The sequence below is a fragment of the Actinomycetota bacterium genome (assembly GCA_041658565.1).
Taxonomy (GTDB): Bacteria; Actinomycetota; AC-67; order AC-67; family AC-67; genus JBAZZY01.
In genome coordinates this window covers 1-20,611 of record JBAZZY010000010.1, presented here as the reverse complement: position 1 = coordinate 20,611, position 20,611 = coordinate 1, and the positions used below count along the sequence as shown (strand labels likewise).

18 protein-coding genes and 1 pseudogene are annotated in these 20,611 nt (G+C 66.0%); 14 read left to right on the top strand and 5 right to left on the bottom strand.

Features of this window, described 5'->3' with window-relative positions:
* Position 1 precedes the first annotated feature (1 nt).
* On the bottom strand, positions 2-412 hold the full coding sequence (locus WDA27_07195; GenBank protein MFA5890720.1) for a hypothetical protein: 411 nt from the start codon (positions 410-412) through the stop codon (positions 2-4).
* A gap of 58 nt (positions 413-470) precedes the next feature.
* Here WDA27_07195 and purN point away from each other — a divergent pair, with 58 nt between their 5' ends.
* The 7 genes and pseudogenes from purN to WDA27_07160 all read left to right on the top strand — a co-directional run bounded on the left by purN (position 471) and on the right by WDA27_07160 (position 6,602).
* Positions 471-1,070: a phosphoribosylglycinamide formyltransferase gene (gene purN, locus WDA27_07190; GenBank protein ID MFA5890719.1), complete on the top strand. Its 600-nt coding sequence runs from the start codon at positions 471-473 to the stop codon at positions 1,068-1,070.
* 31 nt (positions 1,071-1,101) lie between these two features.
* Positions 1,102-2,643 (top strand): bifunctional phosphoribosylaminoimidazolecarboxamide formyltransferase/IMP cyclohydrolase, encoded by a 1,542-nt coding sequence (gene purH, locus WDA27_07185; protein ID MFA5890718.1) that lies wholly within the window; start codon positions 1,102-1,104, stop codon positions 2,641-2,643.
* Positions 2,643-3,494 carry a bifunctional 5,10-methylenetetrahydrofolate dehydrogenase/5,10-methenyltetrahydrofolate cyclohydrolase gene (locus WDA27_07180; GenBank protein ID MFA5890717.1) on the top strand — a complete coding sequence of 284 codons (852 nt, stop codon included), beginning with the start codon at positions 2,643-2,645 and terminating at the stop codon, positions 3,492-3,494. The genes purH and WDA27_07180 overlap by 1 nt, the downstream gene beginning before the upstream one ends.
* A gap of 472 nt (positions 3,495-3,966) precedes the next feature.
* Positions 3,967-4,203 (top strand): hypothetical protein, encoded by a 237-nt coding sequence (locus WDA27_07175; GenBank protein ID MFA5890716.1) that lies wholly within the window; start codon positions 3,967-3,969, stop codon positions 4,201-4,203.
* Positions 4,197-4,328, top strand: a pseudogene (locus WDA27_07170) (bifunctional 5,10-methylene-tetrahydrofolate dehydrogenase/5,10-methylene-tetrahydrofolate cyclohydrolase). Before WDA27_07175 ends, WDA27_07170 begins: the two are co-directional and overlap by 7 nt.
* 184 nt (positions 4,329-4,512) lie before the next feature.
* Positions 4,513-5,766, top strand: a complete 1,254-nt coding sequence (locus WDA27_07165; protein ID MFA5890715.1) for a hypothetical protein — start codon at positions 4,513-4,515, stop codon at positions 5,764-5,766.
* Between the two features lie 242 nt (positions 5,767-6,008).
* Entirely contained in the window at positions 6,009-6,602 is a 594-nt protein-coding gene (locus WDA27_07160) for a BsuPI-related putative proteinase inhibitor (protein ID MFA5890714.1), read from the top strand.
* A 42-nt stretch (positions 6,603-6,644) separates the two neighbouring features.
* Here WDA27_07160 and WDA27_07155 read toward each other — a convergent pair whose 3' ends face one another.
* Genes WDA27_07155 through WDA27_07140 form a run of 4 tightly spaced genes read right to left on the bottom strand, consistent with a single transcriptional unit; the run spans position 6,645 to position 10,778 of the window.
* Positions 6,645-7,424, bottom strand: a complete 780-nt coding sequence (locus WDA27_07155) for an ABC transporter ATP-binding protein (protein ID MFA5890713.1) — start codon at positions 7,422-7,424, stop codon at positions 6,645-6,647.
* A complete protein-coding gene (locus tag WDA27_07150) occupies positions 7,421-9,241 on the bottom strand; it encodes a branched-chain amino acid ABC transporter ATP-binding protein/permease (protein MFA5890712.1) in 1,821 nt (606 codons plus the stop codon). The genes WDA27_07155 and WDA27_07150 overlap by 4 nt, the downstream gene beginning before the upstream one ends.
* On the bottom strand, positions 9,238-10,101 hold the full coding sequence (locus tag WDA27_07145; GenBank protein ID MFA5890711.1) for a branched-chain amino acid ABC transporter permease: 864 nt from the start codon (positions 10,099-10,101) through the stop codon (positions 9,238-9,240). Before WDA27_07145 ends, WDA27_07150 begins: the two co-directional genes overlap by 4 nt.
* The gene (locus WDA27_07140; protein MFA5890710.1) at positions 10,098-10,778 is read right to left on the bottom strand and encodes a TetR/AcrR family transcriptional regulator; all 681 of its coding nucleotides are present in this window, start codon (positions 10,776-10,778) and stop codon (positions 10,098-10,100) included. Before WDA27_07140 ends, WDA27_07145 begins: the two co-directional genes overlap by 4 nt.
* A gap of 115 nt (positions 10,779-10,893) precedes the next feature.
* Here WDA27_07140 and WDA27_07135 point away from each other — a divergent pair, with 115 nt between their 5' ends.
* The 7 genes from WDA27_07135 to WDA27_07105 all read left to right on the top strand — a co-directional run bounded on the left by WDA27_07135 (position 10,894) and on the right by WDA27_07105 (position 20,607).
* Positions 10,894-12,306 (top strand): ABC transporter substrate-binding protein, encoded by a 1,413-nt coding sequence (locus WDA27_07135; protein MFA5890709.1) that lies wholly within the window; start codon positions 10,894-10,896, stop codon positions 12,304-12,306.
* An 8-nt stretch (positions 12,307-12,314) separates the two neighbouring features.
* Positions 12,315-13,343 (top strand): alpha/beta fold hydrolase, encoded by a 1,029-nt coding sequence (locus WDA27_07130; GenBank protein MFA5890708.1) that lies wholly within the window; start codon positions 12,315-12,317, stop codon positions 13,341-13,343.
* The gene (locus WDA27_07125; protein ID MFA5890707.1) at positions 13,340-14,860 is read left to right on the top strand and encodes a long-chain fatty acid--CoA ligase; all 1,521 of its coding nucleotides are present in this window, start codon (positions 13,340-13,342) and stop codon (positions 14,858-14,860) included. Before WDA27_07130 ends, WDA27_07125 begins: the two co-directional genes overlap by 4 nt.
* Positions 14,860-15,870, top strand: coding sequence for a 3-oxoacyl-ACP synthase (locus WDA27_07120; GenBank protein MFA5890706.1), 1,011 nt, complete (start codon positions 14,860-14,862; stop codon positions 15,868-15,870). The genes WDA27_07125 and WDA27_07120 overlap by 1 nt, the downstream gene beginning before the upstream one ends.
* A 2-nt stretch (positions 15,871-15,872) precedes the next feature.
* Positions 15,873-16,688, top strand: a complete 816-nt coding sequence (locus WDA27_07115; protein MFA5890705.1) for an alpha/beta hydrolase — start codon at positions 15,873-15,875, stop codon at positions 16,686-16,688.
* The gene (locus tag WDA27_07110) at positions 16,685-17,635 is read left to right on the top strand and encodes a hypothetical protein (GenBank protein MFA5890704.1); all 951 of its coding nucleotides are present in this window, start codon (positions 16,685-16,687) and stop codon (positions 17,633-17,635) included. Before WDA27_07115 ends, WDA27_07110 begins: the two co-directional genes overlap by 4 nt.
* Before the next feature lie 386 nt (positions 17,636-18,021).
* Positions 18,022-20,607, top strand: coding sequence for a DUF6531 domain-containing protein (locus WDA27_07105; GenBank protein MFA5890703.1), 2,586 nt, complete (start codon positions 18,022-18,024; stop codon positions 20,605-20,607).
* The last annotated feature ends 4 nt before the right edge of the window (positions 20,608-20,611 follow it).

Sequence of the window (20,611 nt, the reverse complement as noted above, 5' to 3'; positions counted from 1 at the left end):
TTCAGCTCCAGCCGCGGCGGCGTTCGGCGCGGCGGGCTAGGGCGGCGGCGCCCAGGGCGAACGCGAGGGCGAGGGCGACCCAGACGCCGATCCACGCTCCGCGCGCGCCCACTTCTCCCGACAGCGCCGCGAGCGCGACGGCTGCAAGCACGAGGTACGCGGTGCCGTCGTGGCGGGGGGCGGAGCGCGGCCAGATCCAGCCGCGCGCCAGCGCACCGAGGACCGCAGCGGCCCCGGCAAGGACCGCCACGACTCCCCATCCGCGCAATCCGGAGTTGTAGGTGAAGGTGCCCTGCGAGGTCGTGGCTCGGTACCACCAAGGGATCATCCCGTTGACGAGGCCGAGTGCGCCCGAGGCGAGCACGAGCCGTTCCGCGCGCGTGAGTGCCGAGAAGTCGATCGGGCGTGCCATCGCCGTCATGGTAGACCTCCGCCGGGCCGTGCTGCGCCGACCGGGTAGCATTGCGCGCGTGAAGAGATTGCGTGTCGCGGTACTTGCCTCGGGAACCGGGTCGCTGCTTCAGGCGATCCTGGACGGCCAGGACGACCACTACGAGGTTGCGCTCGTGGTGACCGACAGGCCCGGCGTCAAGGCGATCGAGCGCGCGCAGGCCGCAGGCGTCGAGGTGCTCGTGTTCGACTTCAAGGACTTCGCTTCGCGCGAGGAGTTCTCCGAAGCGATCGCGCGCGCCGAGGGCGAGCGCGGCATCGACCTCGCGATCCAGGCGGGCTTCATGCGGATCCTCTCACCGATCTACTTCCGAACTCTCGGCGTCCCCTCGATGAACAGCCACCCGGCGTTGCTTCCGTCCTTCCCCGGCGCGCACGGCGTGCGCGAGGCGATGGAGTGGGGAGTCAAGATCACCGGCACGACCATCCACTTCGTTGACGAGGAAGTGGACCACGGCCCGATCATTCTTCAGGAGGCCGTGGTCGTCGAAGAGAGCGACACCGAAGAGATGCTTCACGAGCGCATAAAGGCGGTCGAACAGCGTCTGTATCCCGAGGCGATACGGCTGTTTGCCGAAGGTCGCCTCGAGGTCGAAGGAAGGCGCGTGCGGCGCCTGTAGGGGCTCTTCGCCCATCCGGTAGAGTGGCGACATGCCCGATACCGTGCCTGTGAAAACCGCCCTGGTCTCCGTTTCTGACCGCACCGGCCTCGCCGAGTTCTGTCGCGATCTCGCCGACCTTGGGATCAAAATCATCGCCACCGACTCCACCGCCCGGCACCTCGCTGAGAACGGCGTGACCACCACGCCGGTTGCCGAAGTCACCGGATTCCCCGAGATGCTCGGCGGCCGAGTTAAGACCCTTCACCCGCGCATCCACGGCGGGATCCTCGCGAACCGCGCCGACCCTGAACACATGCGTCAGTTGGCCGAAGCCGGGATCGATCCGATCGACCTCGTGGTGGTGAACTTGTATCCGTTCCGCGAGGCCGTCGCGGCCGGCAAGGAGTGGCCGGAGGTGATCGAGCAGATCGACATCGGCGGTCCCGCGATGGTGCGCGCGACGGCGAAGAACAACTCCGGCGTCGGCATCGTGGTGGACCCGCGGCGCTACGCGGTCGTCGCCGACGAGATCCGCCGTCTCGGCGGTTTGACTGCGACTACGCGGCGCGCGCTTGCGGCCGAGGCCTTCACCTTGACGGCGTCCTACGACGCCGCGATCTCGTCCTGGATGCAGCAAGACATCGAGTTCCCCGAGCGCATCAGCGTTGCGCTTGAGCGCTCAGGCGAGTTGCTGCGCTACGGCGAGAACCCCCACCAGCGCGGCGCGTTGTACGTCGAGCAGGACGCCGCAGCGGGGACGCTGGCGCGCGCGCGCCAGCTCCACGGCAAGGAACTCTCCTTCAACAACTACCTCGACCTGGACTCCGCCCTCGGCGCCGCCTTCGATTTCGCCGAGCCGGCGTGCGCGATCATCAAGCACGCGGTTCCGTGCGGCTTGGCGATCGGCGCCGACGTTGCGCAGGCATACGCGCGCGCGCTGGACTGCGATCGCCTGTCGGCCTTCGGCAGCGTGGTCGCCTTCAACCGCGCCGTCACCGAGGACGCCGCGCGCATGCTCGCCGAGATCTTCACCGAGTGCATCGTCGCGCCGGGATTCGAGGCGGGTGCCATCGCGGTGCTTCAGGAGCGAAAGAACCTTCGTTTGTTGGTGCTGGACGCGACGCCGCCGGTCGAGCGCGCGTTCCGCCGGATCTCGGGTGGGTTCTTGGTTCAGGATCCCGACACCGCAGCCGACGACCGCGCCGACATGACCGTGGTGACGCGCGCCGAGCCCACCGAAGATCAGTGGCGCGACCTGTTGTTCGCCTGGCGCGCGTGCAAACACGTTCGCTCCAACGCGATCGTGCTTGCGTCCGACGGCGCGACGGTTGGGATCGGCGCCGGCCAAGTGAGCCGAGTGGACGCGGCCGAGATCGCCGCGCGCAAGGCAGGGGATCGCGCGCGCGGCTCGGTCATGGCCTCCGACGCGTTCTTCCCCTTCCGCGACGGACTCGATGTCGGAGCCGCCGCGGGCGCCGCCGCGGTGATCCAGCCGGGCGGCTCGGTTCGCGACGACGAGGTCATCGCCGCGGCGAACGAGCACGGCATCCCGATGGTCTTCACCGGCACCCGTCACTTCCGGCACGGCTGATGGCAGCGCGAATAATCGACGGAAAGGCGATCGCCGCGCAGGTGCGCGCCGAGGTCGCCGAACGCGTGGCGCGCGCCGGTGTGACTCCGGGTTTCGTGGACTTGCTCATCGGCGAGGATCCGGCATCCGCCACCTATGTGCGCATGAAGAACAAGGCTGCGGTTGCCGCCGGTATGGTCGCGTTCGACCGCGTTCTTCCGGCAGACGCCAAGCGAGACGAGATCCTGCGCGCGGTCGATGAACTGAACGCCGACCCGAACGTGCACGGCATCATCGTGCAACTGCCGCTTCCGAAGGTGTGTGACGCGGACCCCTTCGAGATCCAGTGCGCGATCCTGCCGTCCAAGGACGTGGACGGATTGCACCCCGAGAACCAGGGACTGCTCGCCATGGGGCGGCCGCGTTTCGTTCCCGCAACCCCGGCAGGTGTGGTCGAGTTGTTGCACCGCGGCGAAGTCGATGTCGAAGGCCGTCACGTGGTCGTGGTGGGGCGCTCGAACTTGGTGGGACGTCCGCTGTCGATCCTGTTGTCACAGAAGGGCCCGGGCCTGAACGCGACCGTCACGTTGTGCCACACCGGCACGCGCGACATCGGCTCCCACACGCGCGAGGCCGACATCATCGTTGTCGCTGCGGGCCACGCGAAGGCCCTCACCGCGGACATGGTGAAGCCCGGCGCCGTCGTGATCGACGTCGGAACCAACAAAGGCCCCGAAGGCGGCCTGATCGGCGACGTGGACTTCGGGCCGGTGTCCGAGATTGCGAGCGCGATCACTCCGGTCCCCGGCGGAGTCGGCCCAATGACTGTGGCCATGCTGATCGACAACGTCGCGCGCGCGGCGCGCGCGTAACGGGGCCATGGGTTGCGGCTCCCTTGATTGATATTCACCGCATCAATATTCTCGCGGGAGTCGGGCGGTGACGCGGCGGTTGACACCGTCGACATGACGGAGCCAAGGAGGGGATGGAGATGCGAGCCTCATCCAGGCGCGGGACCGTTCTCGGGATCGTCGTTGTGCTCAGCGGCATCTTCGCTGTGTCATCTGTGACGGATACGGGGTCCGCCCCACCAAGGCCCTCTTGGGTGGACGCCGACGGGCGGGGTGATTTCTCGAAGATGCCGGCCCGTATCGGCGTGGTGGGTCCCAACGGCGAGACGATCGGCTATGTCGACAAGAATGACCTGAATGCCGATCCCCTTGGCCCGGGAAGGGACGCAGCGTCGATTCCGATCTATGCGAGCCCGAGCGGAAGCCGTGTCGTAGGAAGTCTGCCCATGAGAACCTCTGGAGTTCGGGTATTCAACCCGGGGTTTGCGGATCGGTGGTCGCGCTAGTTCTGTGGGCGCAGGTCACGCGGGCCCCCTCGTCGGATCCGTGGCGAGGTGGCCTGGCCGTAGTCCTGCCGCTGATCCTGCTGTCGGTGACGATCGCGTCGCTCGTTCACGCCGCGCGCGCGCGGGTTTGGGTGTGGGTCGTCCTCATTCTGCTGGCGCCGGGCTTCGGCGTAACGATGTACTGGGTTTGGCTGTTCTTCGTTCGCCGACGCGCGCCGGCTTGATCGGCGACGTGGACTTCGGGCCGGTGTCCGAGATCGCGAGCGCGATCACTCCTGTCCCCGGCGGAGTCGGCCCAATGACCGTGGCCATGCTGATCGACAACGTCGCGCGCGCGGCGCGCGCGTAGGCCTCCCTACGAGCAGCGAATCGCGTTGTTCGCGAGCCCCTCGTCGGGCCCTTGACAGTGTGTGTGTGTGTGTTATTTACTCTTTTGTCCTGGCGTCGGCCCACTCATCCATCCTCGGCATCCGAAAGCGTCGACCGGGACGGAACGCCTGCCTGTCTGTTGCCGATCCCAAGGGGGACGCGTGATGAGCCGAATCCTTGTCTCCGCGATGACAGTGCTTCTTCTTATTCTTCCCGCGGTGAGCGAATCGTCACCGGACACCCCAACAACATCGGTGACCGCAGTTGGCGATGGCGTGTTCCTCGAGGTTTCGCACCAGGTGCCCGAGTTTGCAGGCGCCTTTGTAGATGAGGCGTTACACAGGGTATATGTCGGCGTTGTCGGCGGGGATCGAGCCCTTGCCATCCAGGCAGCGGACGCGCTGTTCGATGTCGTCGGGGACCTACGTACGTTTTCCGTCATTGGGGTCGCCAGCACATACCGCTTTGAGGAGTTGAAGACATGGCAAGCCCGCGCGACCCAGGAAGTCCTGTCGATGCCGGGGGCGGTATCGACTGATGTGGCAGAGCGCGACAATGTCGTCCGCATCGAAGTGGACGGCACCCCAGAGCAGGTGGCTGCGATTGAGGCCAGGCTTGCTGAGGTCGGGATTCCGACAGGCGCGATCAAACTGGCTCGGGGCAGGCGACCTCAGTTTCGCAGCAATCTTCAGGATTATCATCGGCCAATGGTGGGGGGTTTGAAGATTGAGACCCTGTGGGGGTGGTGCACCCTAGGGTTTAACGCGAAGATGGGCACCATGCAGGGTTTCGTGACCAACTCCCACTGTACAGACACGTGGGGTGGCGAAGAGGGCACGGTTATGGGGCAACCAGTTGTGGCTGTGTGGGTCGGGACTGAGGAGCGCGATCCGGAATTCGCCGCAGGGATCATGGGATGCCCAACAGGGCGAGTGTGTCGATACAGCGACTCGGCCTTCTTCAGCCTGCAACCCACGGCCACCGTTGAGCAAGGCAAGATCGCATCCGCGTCTTCGACAACCGGTGACCCGCCCCCGGTCCCCGCGTGGAACGGGACGAGCAAGTACACGGTTAAGGGTGAGACTGCTCCGATCTCGGGACGCGGAATTGCCAAAGTCGGTGCGAGTAGCGGCTACTCGAGTGGAACAGTCACGGGCACATGCCTTGACATCAATGTTGACGAGACGAACATCACGCTGCTCTGTCAGTACGTGACGAATGCGTTTTCCTACAATGGCGATAGCGGGAGCGCGATGATCGCGCGGGAGGGACTGCCGGTCGGAGACGTCAACCTGAAAGGGATTCTCTGGGGCGGCCCCAAGAACGACTGGAATACTTCGTATTTCTCGGCGATCGGCAACATCCAGCTATCGACAGAACTCGGACCGTTGAACACATGCGCAGCTGGAAGCTGCTGAGCGTTCGGAGCGCGGACTCGTGACCTGCGCGCTCGGGTCGGATGCCTTGTGTCCAGTGGTCTGGGGCTCGCCGGGGGTTTGCGTGGATGGCACGGGGCGGCGGGATACCCGCGCTGGGAGAACGTCGCGTGTGGTCGGTGTGAGTCCTGGAGTAGACCGCGTCCTGAAGCGGACGGGCTCATGCCTCGCCCCGGGAACTGCCGCGCGTGGCCCTAAGTCTGATCTCGCGAACGGGGTGGAACGTGGACGATTCTGTGAGTTCTTGGCTGTTCGGTGCGTCTCTCGGGCGACTTGGTGCCGCAGGCTTGGCTCTGGTTCTTCTCGTCGGCTCCGGCTGCTCATCCGGAGGTCGTGGTACTGAGGAGCCGAGGGTGGATGCGTCGCGCGGGCTCCTGTCTTCGGTTGGCCGGACCATCGATTGTGGATCGCCCGGACGCGCCGGCAAGGCTCCCAAGGATGTCGAGGTGCGGTTGGATGTCCAAGGGGATTCCGGCAACTGGGTATTTCGACTCACGGCGCGAAACCGCGGGACTACAGACTTGGCCTACCAACAGGGCGAGCAGGAGTTCGATTTCTGGGTGGAGGATGCCTCCGGCGTCGTGTGGCGGTGGGCCTTCGGACGCGAGTTCGATCATCCGGCATGGGTGGCGGTGCTACGCGCGGGGGAGGAGGGCTCCGCTGAGGTCGCGTGGGACGGATCGGTCTGTGGCGGCGGCTCCTTGCCGTCCGGACGTTATCTGGTCAGCGGTTCGTGGGTTGCCGTCGGGCCGTCGCGCGCAGCCGCATTCCGGGGTGACGGCTGGAGATCCAATTCGGTCGGCGTGGTGGTCCCTTGAGGTGCGGCATGCCGATACCGTCGACGGCGCGCGCGTAGGGACTCAGGAAGACGCGCCGCGGCGCGCGGCAACTTCGCGCGCGATGCGGTCGCGCATGAGCGCGCCGACGCCGAGGTGCGCGAGCAGTTCGTTCGGGTCCGACAACTCAGACACGGCCGATGACAGCACGATGCTTCCTTTCTGCATCACATGGATGGTGTCTGCGATCCGCAAGGTAAACGTTGTGTTTTGCTCGACCATCAGCACGGTCACCCCGGTGCGGTTGACCTCGCGGATGATTCCCAGCAACTCCGCGAGCGCGATGGGGGACAGGCCGGCCGACGGCTCGTCGATCAGCACCAGGCGCGGCGAGGGCATGAGCGCGCGCCCGACCGCGAGCATGGCTTGCTCTCCGCCGGAGAGCGTTCCGGCGAGTTGCGCGCGGCGCTCGCCCAAGCGCGGGAACGACTCGTATACGCGCGCCAGCGCGTCGTTGTAGCGCGCGCGGTCGCGAACGGTCGCGCCGCCGAGGCGCAGGTTCTCGGCCACCGACAGGTGCGGGAATACCTGGCGTCCCTGGGGGACGTGACCAAGTCCGGCGAGCACGCGGTCTTCCGGGTCGAGCTTGGTGATGTCGCGCCCGTCGAGGATGACCGAGCCCTTCCAGGGGGTGAGCAAACCCGAGATGTTCTTGAGCGTGACCGACTTGCCGGCGCCGTTGAGTCCGAGCAGCGCGGCGAACTCACCACGCCCGACGGTGAGGTTCACGCCGTGCAGAACGGTGTTGTGGCCGAATCCGGAGACCAGACCGCGCACTTCCAGCATCGGGTTTTCGACGGTCATTTCACCGCCTCCTCGTCCGCCGCCGCGTCCTCACCCAAGTAGGCTGCGATGACGGCGGGATTGCCGATCACGTCGGCGGTGGGGCCCGAGGCGAGCAGGGTTCCGAGGTTGAACACGGTGACTTCGTCGCACACGGCGGCGACGAGCGGGATGTGGTGCTCGATCAACAAGATGGTCACACCGTGTTCGTCGCGCACGGTGCGAAGTCGCTCCGCGAGGCTCTCGGTTGCGGCGGGGCTAAGGCCCGCCGACGGTTCGTCGAGCAGCAGGAGCGAGGGTCCGGTGACCAGCGCGCATCCGAGTTCAACCAGGCGCTGCTGGCCGCCCGAGAGTGTGCTCACCGCGCGCTCGGCGTAGCGCTCGAAGCCGAGTGCGACCAGCGCCTCGCGCGCGCGCCGACGCATCGCGGCCTCCTCGCGGCGCGCGCGCGGCGAGCGAACGATTGCTTCGATCGCGCCGTAGCCGGCCAGAGAGTGCTGCGCCAAAAGGAAGTTCTCTTCGACCGAGAGGTTGCGCGCGAGCCCGGCGAGTTGGAAGGTGCGTCCGACGCCCATTGCGGCGCGCCGGTGCGGACCGAGTGCGGTGACATCGCGCCCGAGGAACTCAACGCGTCCGCGCTCGTGCGGCTGGAAGCCCGAAAGCACGTTGAAAAACGTGGTCTTTCCTGCCCCATTAGGTCCGATCAAGCCGGCGATGGAGTTCTCGCGGACTGCGATCTCGGCGCCGTCGAGTGCCTGCAGCCCTCCGAAGCGAACCGAGACGTCGCGCGCGCGCAGCAGCACGCCGTCGGCGGGAGACTCGGGGCGCGCGCGCCCGACGCTTACGTGCGGCAGATCGGGCAGGCCGCGGTCGGTGTCGTCCTCCTCGTCGGGACGACGCTTGCGCTCGGCCGATTCGCGCAACGCTTGCGCGATGCCGCCGGGATGGCGCGCGAGCGTGTAGACGAGTAGTCCGGCGCCCACGGCGAACTGCCATGCCTGCAAGAAACCGAAGACCTCCGGCAGGACGCCGAAGAAGATCGCGGCGACCATCACTCCGACGCGCGATCCGAGGCCGCCGACCACGACGATGATCACGAACTGCAGCGACAACTGCAGCGTGTACGCCTCGGACTGTGCGAGCGAGAGCAGGGGAGCGTGCAGCGCGCCGGCGACACCGGCGAGTGTCCCGGCAAGCACGAACGCGGTGAGCTTGAAGCGCGGAACGTCCACGCCGAAGGAGGCCGCGACGTTCTCGTCCTCGCGGATCCCGTGAAGCGCGCGCCCGAGCCGCGTTCCGGTGACATTGCGGTCGATGATCCACACCACGATCACGAGTGCGATGACGAGCGCGAGGTAGTCGGAGTTGCGGGCGACGACGAAGGAGCCGAAGCGCGGCCGCGGAACCGTGAGGCCGACGTGGCCGCCGCTGATGGCGCGCGCGGGGAAGACCAGCCTCGCCATCATCTCGGCGAACGCGATGGTCGAGATCGCAAGTGACAGGCCGCGGATCCGCAGCGCCGGAAGGCCGACCAAGAACGCGAAGGCGGCACCGGCGATTGCCGAGACGGCGAGCCCGAGAGCGAACGAGAGTCCTGCCTTGCCGGTGATCAATCCGGTAGCGAAGGCTCCCACACCCATGAATGCCGCATGTCCGAGAGAGATCTGCCCGGTGTAACCCATCAAGACGTTCAGGCTGAGCGCGCCGATCGCCATGACCAGCGCGAGCGCAAGGATGGTGGATCGTTCGTTGTTGAGGACTCCCGGCGCGACACGGCCGAGCAGGACCGGCGCCACGATGAGCGCAAGCGCTACCAGCGCCGACCGTCGCAACTTCATGCGGCCTTCCCCAGCAGTCCCTGCGGCCGCAGCAGCAGCACCGAGAGCACCACCGCGAAGAGCCCCGCTTCGACGATCCCCGAAGTCGACGGAAACGCCTGCTGCAAGGATGCTTCCAGAACGCCGATGGCGACGCCTCCGACGAACGCGCCCGGCAGACTGGTGAGGCCGCCCAGGAGCGCGGCCGCGAGCGCGCGTGGGAAGAAGAACGTGAGCGAGAAGGGGAAGAAGGTTCCGACCGCCGGAGAGAGCACGATGCCGGTCACGGCTGCGAGCGCGGCCGACGTTCCCCACGCGAACATAGAGATCCGCGACAAGCGCACGCCCATCAGGCGGATGGTGATCGGGTCGTGCGCGGCCGCCAGCACGCCGAGTCCGAACGTCGTTCTCTTTAGTAACAGCATGAGACCGATACCGACGACCGCGGTCGTTCCGAGCGCGAACAACCGCAGCGGTTGGACGAACACGCCGAGGATTTCAGGCCCGCTCCCTCGGAAGGGGGAGGGCAGCAACTGCGGGCTCGGTCCCCAGAAACCGAGTTCGAGGCCGAACAGCAAGAAACTCAGACCGACCGTTGCGATCAGCAGGGACACGCGCGAAGCGTCGATGTTGGGACGCACGACGAAGCGTTCAAACGCCAGTCCGATCAACGTCACGATCAGGACGGCGAGCGGCGCTCCCGCGACCCAGGGCCAGTGCCAGCGTACGACTGCTTGCCACGTGAGGTAGGTGGCGAAGGTTCCCATCTCGGCGAGGCCGAAGTTAAGGACGCGGGTGGTCTTGTAGACGAGCGTGATGCCGAGCGCCAGCATTCCGTAGATCGCGCCGACGGAAACGCCGATGACCAGCGCGCGCGTCATCCCCGCCGGGCCCCTTTCCTCGCGGGTGTCTTTGGGGCGCGCTTTGCCGGGGGTGCGGCAGCGCCGTGCAACAGGAACTCCGACACCTGGTCGAGCAACTCCTCGGGGACCTGCCCCTCGGGACGCCACAGGATCCAGCGCATGCCGATCATCTCGGCGATTCCCATCAGCATGTAGGCGAGCGCGAGCGGGTTCTGCTCACGGAACTCGCCGGCGTCGATCGCGCGTTGCAGCCCGTGGACGTACCCCTCGGCCAGGCGGTTGTAGTGCTCTTCGAAGACCTCGCGATCGACGAATTCGGCCGAGCGGATGATGCGATACAGGCCCGGGTGACGCCTGGTGAACTCGAAGAAGGCGCGGAAGCCTTCGCGCTCGATCTCTGCTCGGGTCGTGGCGCCGTCGACCGCGCGCGCGATCTCGACCCGAAGGCGGTGGCTGAGATCGCGCACCAACTCGGCAAACACCGCTTGTTTGCTGGGGAAGTACAAGTAGAAGGTGCCCATCGCGACGCCGGCGTGCTGGGTGATCTGGACGATCGATGCTTCGTCGAAACCGCGCTCGGCAAAGACGATCTCGGCCGCTTCCAGAACGCGCGCGCGCGTCTTGCGTCCGCGCGAGGTTGGGGGCGAACTCGGCGCATCGAGTGCGGGGCTCTTGACGAGCGAGGGGCGCGGCATATACAAATGCTCCAAGTCTCAACATGACAGGTGATTCATGTGATGGCTTTGTATCGGGTCCGGGCAGGAAGTGCAAGGGTCTGCGGCGAAAAAGCCGTGTACAGGGGGTGATCGCATGTACCGCGATCGGATGTTCGTGGCGGCGGTTGTGCTGGCGCTGACGGCGACGGCTTGCTCGGGTCAGCCCAAGGCTTCCGGAGGAGATCCCACGCCGGGGAACACGGCAGCGTCTGACGCGCCTTCCCCGTCGATAGATCCCTCGACGGGCGCGACCATCACGCCGAGTGCCGTGGCGGCCACTCCGGTCGGGCGCGCCACGCGCTCAGGGGATCCGAAGATCGTGGTCACGCCGCCGACGTCGAAGAGCGGAGTTCCCGAGGCGAATCTGTTCACCGGCGCGGCGATCACTCAAGGGATCACCAAGAACAAGATCATGCTGTGCGCCCACGCGGGACTGACGCTCGCTTCGGTGTTCGGCAACGATCCCGCGCAACTCGAGCAAACCTACTGGCGAATGGTGAATGAAGAGATGGGTGGCGTCTACGGCCGCTCCGTCGAGTTCCACTACGAGGACGACGGGTACAACCCCAACAACACGCCGAAAGCTTTCACCGCATGCCAGGACCGCAAGCCGGCGATCATGATCGGCGGCATCGGGTTCGACCAGACTCCGACGTTCCGCTCGCTCGCCGAGCAGAACAAAGAGTTGTACATCCACGGTTTTGCCACCGAGAAGGGCACCTCGAATCTCAAGTACTCCTTCGGTGCCGCGCCCAGCGTCGAGCACATGGGCAAGTTGTTCGCGCAGATGGTTCTGAAGAAGGCCAAGGGCAAGAAGATCGGCATCCTGACCGTTTCCAGCGACGGATGGAAGGGCGGCGCCGATAGTTTCACTTCGGAACTTCGCAAGCTCGGCTATTCGGCAGCCATTCCACGTTACGAGATTGCCGACAACAACCAGGTTCTCACCCAGCACGTCGTCGGTCTCAAGGACGCCGGGGTGGAGGTTGCCTTCATCAACACGAACGTGGTCGCGTGGTCGCGTTTCGTCACCGAGGCCGACGGCCAGCAGTGGCACCCGATGATGGTCGGCTGGGGGTTCAACCTGCTCACCGAGACGGTCGGCCAGGTGATGCAGAGCTTCCCCCCGTCTCTGGGACTATCGGCGTCGCCGGTGTATGACCCGCAGACGAAGTACTCATGGTCGGCCGAGTACACGCGGATGCAGTCCTACTACAAGAAGTACTGGAACAAGAGTGATCCGAACGACATCGACTGGATCCAGTGGATTGCGATGAAAGCCTTCCACAGGATGCTGCTCGACTGCGGCAAGGACTGCAACCGAAACAAGATCGCCGGGATGATGTTGTCCGGCTACAAGGGAGCCGAGCCGCCCAACTGTACCCTCGACTTCTCGCGAGATCCCAAGCACCGAGTCGGTGGGTATCTGACGAACTTGTGGCAGACCTTCGATCGCGGAGACACGCAAGCCTGGAAGCAGATCTCAACCTGCGTTGCCGGGTTCTAGGAGCGGGTGTGGGCCGGCGCCTTTTGGTCACGCTGCTCGCGGCGTGCGCGGCCGTTCCCGCCGCTCCGGCCGTGGCCGAGCCCGCGGGTGCCGGTCACCCGGACTGGTCGTGCTGCGCGGCGATTGCGGAGTTCCCCAAGGACTTCCCGGTGCTCCTTGACGCCGACTGGGGGTATCCGATCGGCGGGTGGGGTGGGATCCGCAGGCGCGCGCCCCTTGCCCGCACCCCGGTGATCTTCGTCCACGGCAACGGCGAGGACGCGAGCTTCTGGGACCTGGACAACGAGACCTCGGTGGCGGTCAACGTGCGTGCGCGATTCCGGGCTGCAGGGTATTCCGATCAGGAGCTGTGGGCGCTGTCCTACAACGGGCAGAGGTGCGGATCGAATCTGTGCCAAACCTACAACCAGATCAACGTTGCCGATTTCGCTGCCTTCATGCGCGTGGTGCTGGATTACACGGGCGCGCGCACGGTGGACGTCGTCGCGCATTCCCTCGGCGTGACCGTCGTCCGTCGCGCGCTGTACGAGCAGCCCGATCTGGTCGCGCACGTCGAGGACGCGATCTTCGCGTCGGGCGCGAACCACGGCACGACGACCTGCCGGGGCTCGGGCAGCATCAAGGGGTGCGACGAGATGGAGCCGGGCAGCGCATGGCTGGCCGAGTTGAACGCCGACGAGACGCCCGGCGCGATCCGCTTCGTGACGATCTGCGACTGCACGGGTGTTGCGGATCACTTCTTTCTCGCGGTCGATGCCCGTAGCCCTCAGCTCGATGGAGCCGAGAACCTCGAGATTCCCGGATCGCTGCACTTCATGACCGCACGTGGGCCCGACGCCTTCTCGCGGTTCCTGCCTCTCGTGCGGCGCAAGGCGCGGCGTAGCGAGGTCCTCGGCTTTCATGCGAGCCGGATCCCGGGCGCAACGCTTCCAGCGACGGGACTGAGAGCCGCTTCCGTTGGGTGGGTCTTGCTGGGGGCTGCCGGCCTCATCGTTGCGGGCATGCTCCTTGGAAAGGCCTGGAGGCTCAAGAGGTGACCTTCGCGTTTCGAAGCATCGGATTCTGGCTTCCGCGCCGCGCGGAGATGACGCCGGCTCGGGTCGCTCTGGAGACCGGCGATGCGCGCATCACCTACGCCGAGTTGGACGCGCGCGCGGCGCGGTGCGCGAACGCCCTGGCCGCGGCGGGGGTCGGTCCGGGCGATCGCGTCGCCGCTTATCTGGAGGCCGGTCGCGAGTACGTCGAGGTGTTCTTCGCGTGCGCGCGCCTGGGAGCGATTCTGGTCCCGCTTTCCACGCGGCTTGCGGCGGCCGAGTTGCAGTTCATGCTGGACGACTCCGGGGCATCGGTTCTGGTGTACGACGCGGCGCGCGCCGACGTGGTCAAGTCCTTCCGTCCACAAGTCGCGCTGCACGCGGTTCTTGCGGTGGGAGAGGCCGACGATCCCTCGTACGAAGCTGCCCTCGCTGCGGCCGCGCCGGTGCGCGCGCCCGAGGACTGCGCGAGCGACGACGTGCTCGCGATCTTCTACACCTCGGGCACGACCGGCCGCCCGAAGGGCGCGATGCTCACGCACGGGAACTTCTTCTGGACCAACCTCAACATGGCGCTCGCGCTCGACCTCACCGGAGACGAACGTTCGCTTGTCGTGCTGCCCCTGTTCCACGTCGGCGGGTGGAACGTCAACACGCTCGCGGTGTGGTGGAGGGGCGGGACCGTCGTGCTGGAACCCGCGTTCGACGCCGCGCGCGCGCTCGATCTGATCGCGACGCGGCGGATCACGAGCATGATGGGCGTGCCGACCGTCTACCAGATGCTCGCCGACCAGCCGGGGTTCGGCGCAGCGGATCTTTCGTCGTTGCGCGTGTGCGTGTGCGGCGGAGCGCCGCTCGCCGTGCCGCTGATTCGCCGCTACCAGGAGCGCGGGCTGCATTTCGTTCAGGGCTACGGCCTCACCGAAGCAGCGCCCAATTGCTTGATCGTTCCTTCCGAGGACGCCGAACGCAAGGCCGGCGCCGCCGGGCGTCCGTACTTCTTCGCCGACGTACGCGTCGCCGGTTTCGACGGCGAACCCGTTGCCGCAGGGGAGACCGGCGAGATCTTGGTTCGCGGGCCGTCGGTCATGAAGGGCTACTGGCGCCGCCCCGACGAAACCGCCGAGACCCTCCGCGGCGGATGGCTGCACACGGGCGACGTCGGGCGTATCGACGATGAGGGCTATGTGTTCGTCGTCGACCGAGTGAAGGACATGTTCATCTCGGGCGGCGAGAACGTCTATCCCGCCGAGGTGGAGAAGGTGCTCGGCGAGCACCCGGATGTAGCCGACGCCGCGGTGATCGGAGTGTCCGACGAACGGTGGGGCGAGGTCGGGCTTGCGATCGTGGTGGCGCGCGCCGGCGCGCGCCCGTCCGAGGAAGATCTCCGCGCGTTCTGTGCGGCAAGACTCGCGAAGTTCAAAGTTCCCGCGCGCGCCGTGTTTGCCCAGACCTTGCCGAGGAACCCGACCGGCAAGATCCTCAAACCCGAATTGCGCGCGCTTTATGGAGGATCCTGATGACGCGAACGCCCGTGGGAATCGTCGATGTCGAAGCGTATGCGCCACCGGATTTCATGACCGCCGCCGAGATGTCGGCTCCAAGCGGCATTCCCGAGGACGTGATCATCGAGCGGTTCGGACTCGTGGGAAAGCACATCGCAGGGCCCGATGAGCATTGCTCGGACATGTGCATCTCGGCCGCGCGCCCGGTGCTCGCGCGCAACGACCCCGCCGAGATCGACGCCGTTGTCTACTTCGGCTCGCACTGGAAGGATTACGCGGTCTGGCAGGCAGCTCCGCGGATTCAGCACGCTCTAGGGCTCGACGGCTTCGCGCTCGAGATGGTGAACGTCTCGGCCGGCGCGCCGGTTGCCGTGAAGGTCGTCTCGGACATGCTCGCGGCCGACGAGAACCTTCGATCGGTCTTGCTCGTCGGGGCCGCGAAGGAGTCGCACCTCATCGACTTCGACAACCCGCGCGCGCGCTTCATGTTCACCTTCGGCGACGGCGCTGTTGCCGTGCTGATGCGCCGCGGCCACGACCGCAATCATGTGCTCGGATCGAGCCTGTACACCGATGGGTCTTTCGCCGAGTTCGTGCGCGTGCCCGGCGGCGGCAGCGCGCACCCGGCGAGCCACGAGACGGTGGACGCGCGCATGCATTTCCTGGACGTATCGGATCCCGCAGAGATGAAGCGCCGCCTGGACCCCGTGTCTACCAAGAACTTCGTGCGCGTCGCGCGCGAGGCGGCCGAGCGCAGCGGCTTGGATCTGTCGGACGTAAGCCTGGTGTTGCCGATCCACATGAAGCGCTCGATCCACGAAGCGATCCTGCTGGAACTCGGCCTCTCGCCAGAGCGCGCGGTGTACCTGGATCACAACGGGCACATGAGCGCGGTGGATCCGCTGTACGGACTCGCGGTGGCGCGCGACCGGGGGATGCTCGCAGACGGCGATGTTGTGATGCTGCTTGCCGCTGGGACCGGCTACACCTGGGCGGCGAGCGTGATCCGCTGGGGGAGGGGATAGTCGTGGCGCGCGCGCAGACCGGCGACGTTTCGATCGAGTACGAAGTGCACGGGGACTCGGGGGATTGGCTGCTGCTGGTGCAAGGCCTCGGGTACGCGCGCTGGGGGTGGGCCTGGCAGGTCGAGGATCTGGCGCGCGCCTTCCGCGTTATCACCTTCGACAACCGCGGCGTCGGCGGGTCCGACGCGCCGCCGGGACCGTACACCGTCGAGCAGATGGCCGGTGACGCCGTCGGCCTGCTGGACGCGCTCGGGGTCGAGCGCGCGCACGTCGTCGGCGCGTCTCTCGGTGGCCTCATCGCTCAGGAAATCGCAATCGGCCGGCCCGAGCGCGTGGCGCGCCTAGTGCTTGCCTGCACGACGTTCGGGGGGCCGCAGTGCTTCCCGATGCCGGAGCAAACCGTGTCGCTCATTCAGCGCGCGGCGGAGATGTCCGCCGACGAACGCCTGCGCGCGTTCGTCGAGAACGCGCTGTCGCCATCGTTCGTTGCGTCGCGTCCCGATGTGGTCGAGCGGATCATGCAGTACCGCGTGACGACCGCGCAGCCGCTTGCGGCGTGGCAGGCGCAGGCCGCGGCCGGGGCGGCATTCGACTCCTCGGAGCGCCTCGGTGGAGTGAAGGCTCAAGCGCTTGTTGTGACTGGAACCGAGGACGTCGTGGTCGATCCGCGCAACTCCAAGTTGCTCGCCGGCGCCGTCCCCGGCGCTTCCCTCGTCGAGATGTCCGGTGGACATCTGTTCTTCGTCGAGTACCCCGAACGCTTCAACGCGCTGGTCGAGGGATTCGTCAACGCGGTGACGAAAGGCGGAGAACGATGAAACGGATACTGACGCTGGGAATCGCGCTGTTGTCGCTGGCGGCGATGTCGGGCGCGCGCGCCGACCAGGTCGGCCACACCCGCCCGCAGGGCCCGGCGAAGGTGGCATTCGCGGATGATTTCCCCGCGCTGAACGACTCCGAGTGGGGCTTCCGACTCGGCGGCTGGGGCGGCGTCGGGAAGGGCGGGGCGCGCGCGCACGTTCCGGTGATCTTCGTGCACGGCAACAACGTGGACGCCGCCGACTGGTATCCGGTCCGCGATGAGTTCCGCGCAGCCGGCTGGACCGACCAAGAGATGTACGCGCCGTCCTACAACGGTCTCGGCGGAAACAACGGCACCGCGCTGTTCACGGCGAACCCCCAGCGCGACGCCGAGCACAAGGAGATGGGCTGGGATGGATCGACCTGGGTCACCGCGAACGAGGTCAACGTCCCGGACATGTACGAGTTCATCATGGCCGTGCGCGCGTACACGGGTTCCGACGGGTTCTCGATCGTTGCGCATTCGCTAGGCGTGACGCTCGCGCGCCGAACGCTGAAGGTCCACCCTGAGTTGAGAGCAGATCTTGTGGCCTTCGTCGGCATCGCCGGCGGCAACCACGGCACGACGTTCTGTCCGCCCGGATCCGAGGGGCAGGTTATGTCCTGCGACGAGATCGCCGCCGGCACCGCGTGGCTCCAGGATCTAAACGGCCCCGACGGTTCCGACGAGACCTATGCACCGGCCTGCTGGACGACGATCTACGACGGGACCGGCGTCGGTGACCCTGCGTATGCCGGTCCGCTCTACGCGCAGAGCCCCGCGCTCGCCGGTGCCGACAACCTGACGTTCCCGTACACCTACCACAACGACTTGCGGCTCTCCCCGGCGATCATCGCGGTGTATCGCGGTGCCCTGGAGCAAGCCGAGCGGGGCGAGTGCGCGGTGACGGGTGAGGGTGTGTAAGGCCGCGTGTCGGCATCGGGAGCGCGTCGATGATCGCGCACCACAAGGACTCTGAACCATGCGCGCATCCTCTGTGTCTTTGACGAGCCTATGAAGCAATGGGAGAATCGCTGAAGCTGTGTGGTGCCATCGGACCGTGGGGGGCTGTCATGGTGAACAGCGGGTGCCTTGTCTGGAATGGGACGGCGCGAGACGGCGGACGTTTGGGGTCCCGCGGGTTGGTGATTCTCCTCATTCTCGCCCTCATCGGTGTCGTCCGGATGGATGGCATTGCTGTCGCTTCGTCAGCGGAACTCGTTCAAGCTGATTCGCACTGGAACATTGCCTACGGCGTTGCAACGAGTCCATCCGGCAGCTGGACGGCCCTATGTGCGAGACCCGGGGGAGTGACGCGGATCCTGCGCTCAAACGGAGGCGGCTGGAGCAACATCGAAATCGAACTTCCTTCCGGCGGGAGTGCCGGATGCAAACCGTTGGCGGTGTCAGACACGGGGGAAGTCTATGTTGTTCGACCCGAGCCTGAGCACCCCTACTATCCGCCGTCGCAGTTCTTCAAGTACGTCTCCGGCCAGTGGTTGGGACCGGTGACGTTCGATCAGTTCACGGCTGATGTCGGGGCAAGTACTACGGATCTTGTAACGGACGGTTCCATGATCTTCGCAGTGCAACGGTCGGGCACGCTCTATTACTCAGAGGACGATGGGGACACTTGGAGCGACGGTGGTGGGCTCGCGCTCACGAAAGCTGCCCTTCCCCACCGGGCATTCGTATACGGGGAGTTTCTGTATGCGGTACGAGGCAGAGGCCTGGATCGCTGGCACATTCCCACGCGCACGATTGCCCACTCGGCGGACCCGGAGTTCGCGATGCCGAGTTGGATCGAGTCCGTTGCCGTGTTTCCGCGACCGGGCATCCCCGGCCAGATGTGGGCGGCGGCGACCGACCGCGGCAAGGGTCTTTACCTGTCGGTTTCGGGCGATTATGGATTGACGTGGGTTTCCGTCCTATCAGCGGCGCCGATGCCCGCGGCGCTGCCCCCAATGAGCACTCACAACGTGGCCGAACCCGCGGACTGGCTGGTTATGGGCAGCGATGCTCGTCTGCATGCATACGGCGTCTCTTGTGCCGAGGGAACGCTGACGCTAAAGGAGTCCAGCCACGCGCTCTCCACGGCGTTTGACTGGTCGAAGGTCGCCACGCTCGCAACCTTGAATACAGGCTGCGATTCGACCGCGGGGGAGAATACGGGAGTTGCGACCCCGTACCGGGTCCAGGGGGTGTACCCGGCCGAGCCTGTCGACGTTTGGGTCTCTGTACCGCGCGGCACGGGCAGTGATATCTACCACATTCAAGGTGACGGGATTCCGTCTGAGCCGGGTGCAACCTGGACAACCGCGACGCGGGGACTGGTGCTAGCGGGCGCGTCCTCGACTGTGGTCCGCAATGTAGTTGTGAGTCCAAATGGCGGCTGGCGCGCTGTCGTTGCCAAGACGGGAGGCGCGTGGGTAGTAGTTCGCTCCAACAATGGGGTCGAATGGGAGAACATCGGCGGCCGGGGTTGGGTGACGGCTCCGGTGATTGCGATCTCGGAGGGCGGGCGGGTCTTTGCCGCCGCTCGAGGCTCCCCTCCGGCTGAGAAGAGGGAGATCGAGGTCTATTCCTACGTGTCAGGTGGCTGGTACGGCCCTATCGCGTTCAATCCCGGGCACACTTCACAATGGGCGACGCCGTCAGAACTCGTGTTGGTGGGTTCCTTGCTCGTCATCGTGGAAGAGGACGGCCATGTGTCCTACTCGTCGGACGAGGGGTCGTCGTGGACGAACGCTGGGACGGTTCCAGCACTCACCCAGCCGTGGAAGACGATCGTTGCGGGAGGCATGATCCATTTCCTGAAGGCGTCCGGGGAGTACGCTCGGTGGGACTCGACAACGCGTTCGCTCGCACCTGTTGCGCAGCCGCCGTCTCTTCCTCAACCTCCGTATTCTCCGCGCGTTCCCAGCATCTTCACCCGTTCCGGCTCGACGAGCGAACTATGGATCGCCTCGGGCTCCTCGGGCGGAGGCTTGTGGGTTGCGCGTTCCACAGACAGCGGGGAGACCTGGACTCCGATCGTGCAAGGCGAGGCCTTTCCTGCGGCGCTATCGGACCCACGGGGGTTTACGATCGGCACCGATGATCGGTTGCACGTCTATGGCATGTCGTTTGCCGGAGGTCTGGCGGTTGCGGTTGAGTCACGTCACGCCCTTTCGTCCTCGGTGGGTTGGTCGGTCCCAACTGCGTTCCTCGTGCATCCCGCGTCCTCGGGAAATGGAGTCTTCTGGACTACGCAGCGGCACGATGGGGTGCAGCACGCTCCGGTAGACGTGTGGGTCTCGGTTGACCAGGGAGCTGGGAAGAGCGACCTACTCTGGGCGACCGACCGGCCCGTCATCCCATCCGGGCAGACACGGGGTTGCGCTGGTGGGGCGCATGCAGTGAACCCCTCTACCTGCATGAGTGACCCGGTCAACACGGCCACCGGCGCTTACGAGCATCGCCAGACAGACGTTGCGCTTCCGGGTATCGGGATCCCTTTTGAGTTCGTCCGAACCTATCGCTCCGATGGGGGGTCCGCTGGTTCGCTTGGTCCCGGTTGGACGCACAGCTACGAGGTGCGGCTGATCGCTGGAGCAGATGGCGACATGACGCTTCAAGGCGAGGACGAACAACTGGTGAATTATTCTCGCCAGAGCGATGGATCATACGTTCCGGCCGCGGGTGCGCGGTCAACCCTCACTCAGACTGCTGACGGGTTTGAGTTGTTGCGCCGAGATCAGGTGCGTTATCTCTTCAACCCTGCCGGACGTCTGTGGCGTTCCCCCGATTCGACGAACACATTGACTATGCCGCTTCCGTTCCCGTTGCGTCCAGTCGCCTCCTCCTTGCTTCGTAGCTCTCCGGCGACATGTACCCCAGCGACGAGTGCAGCCTGACGCG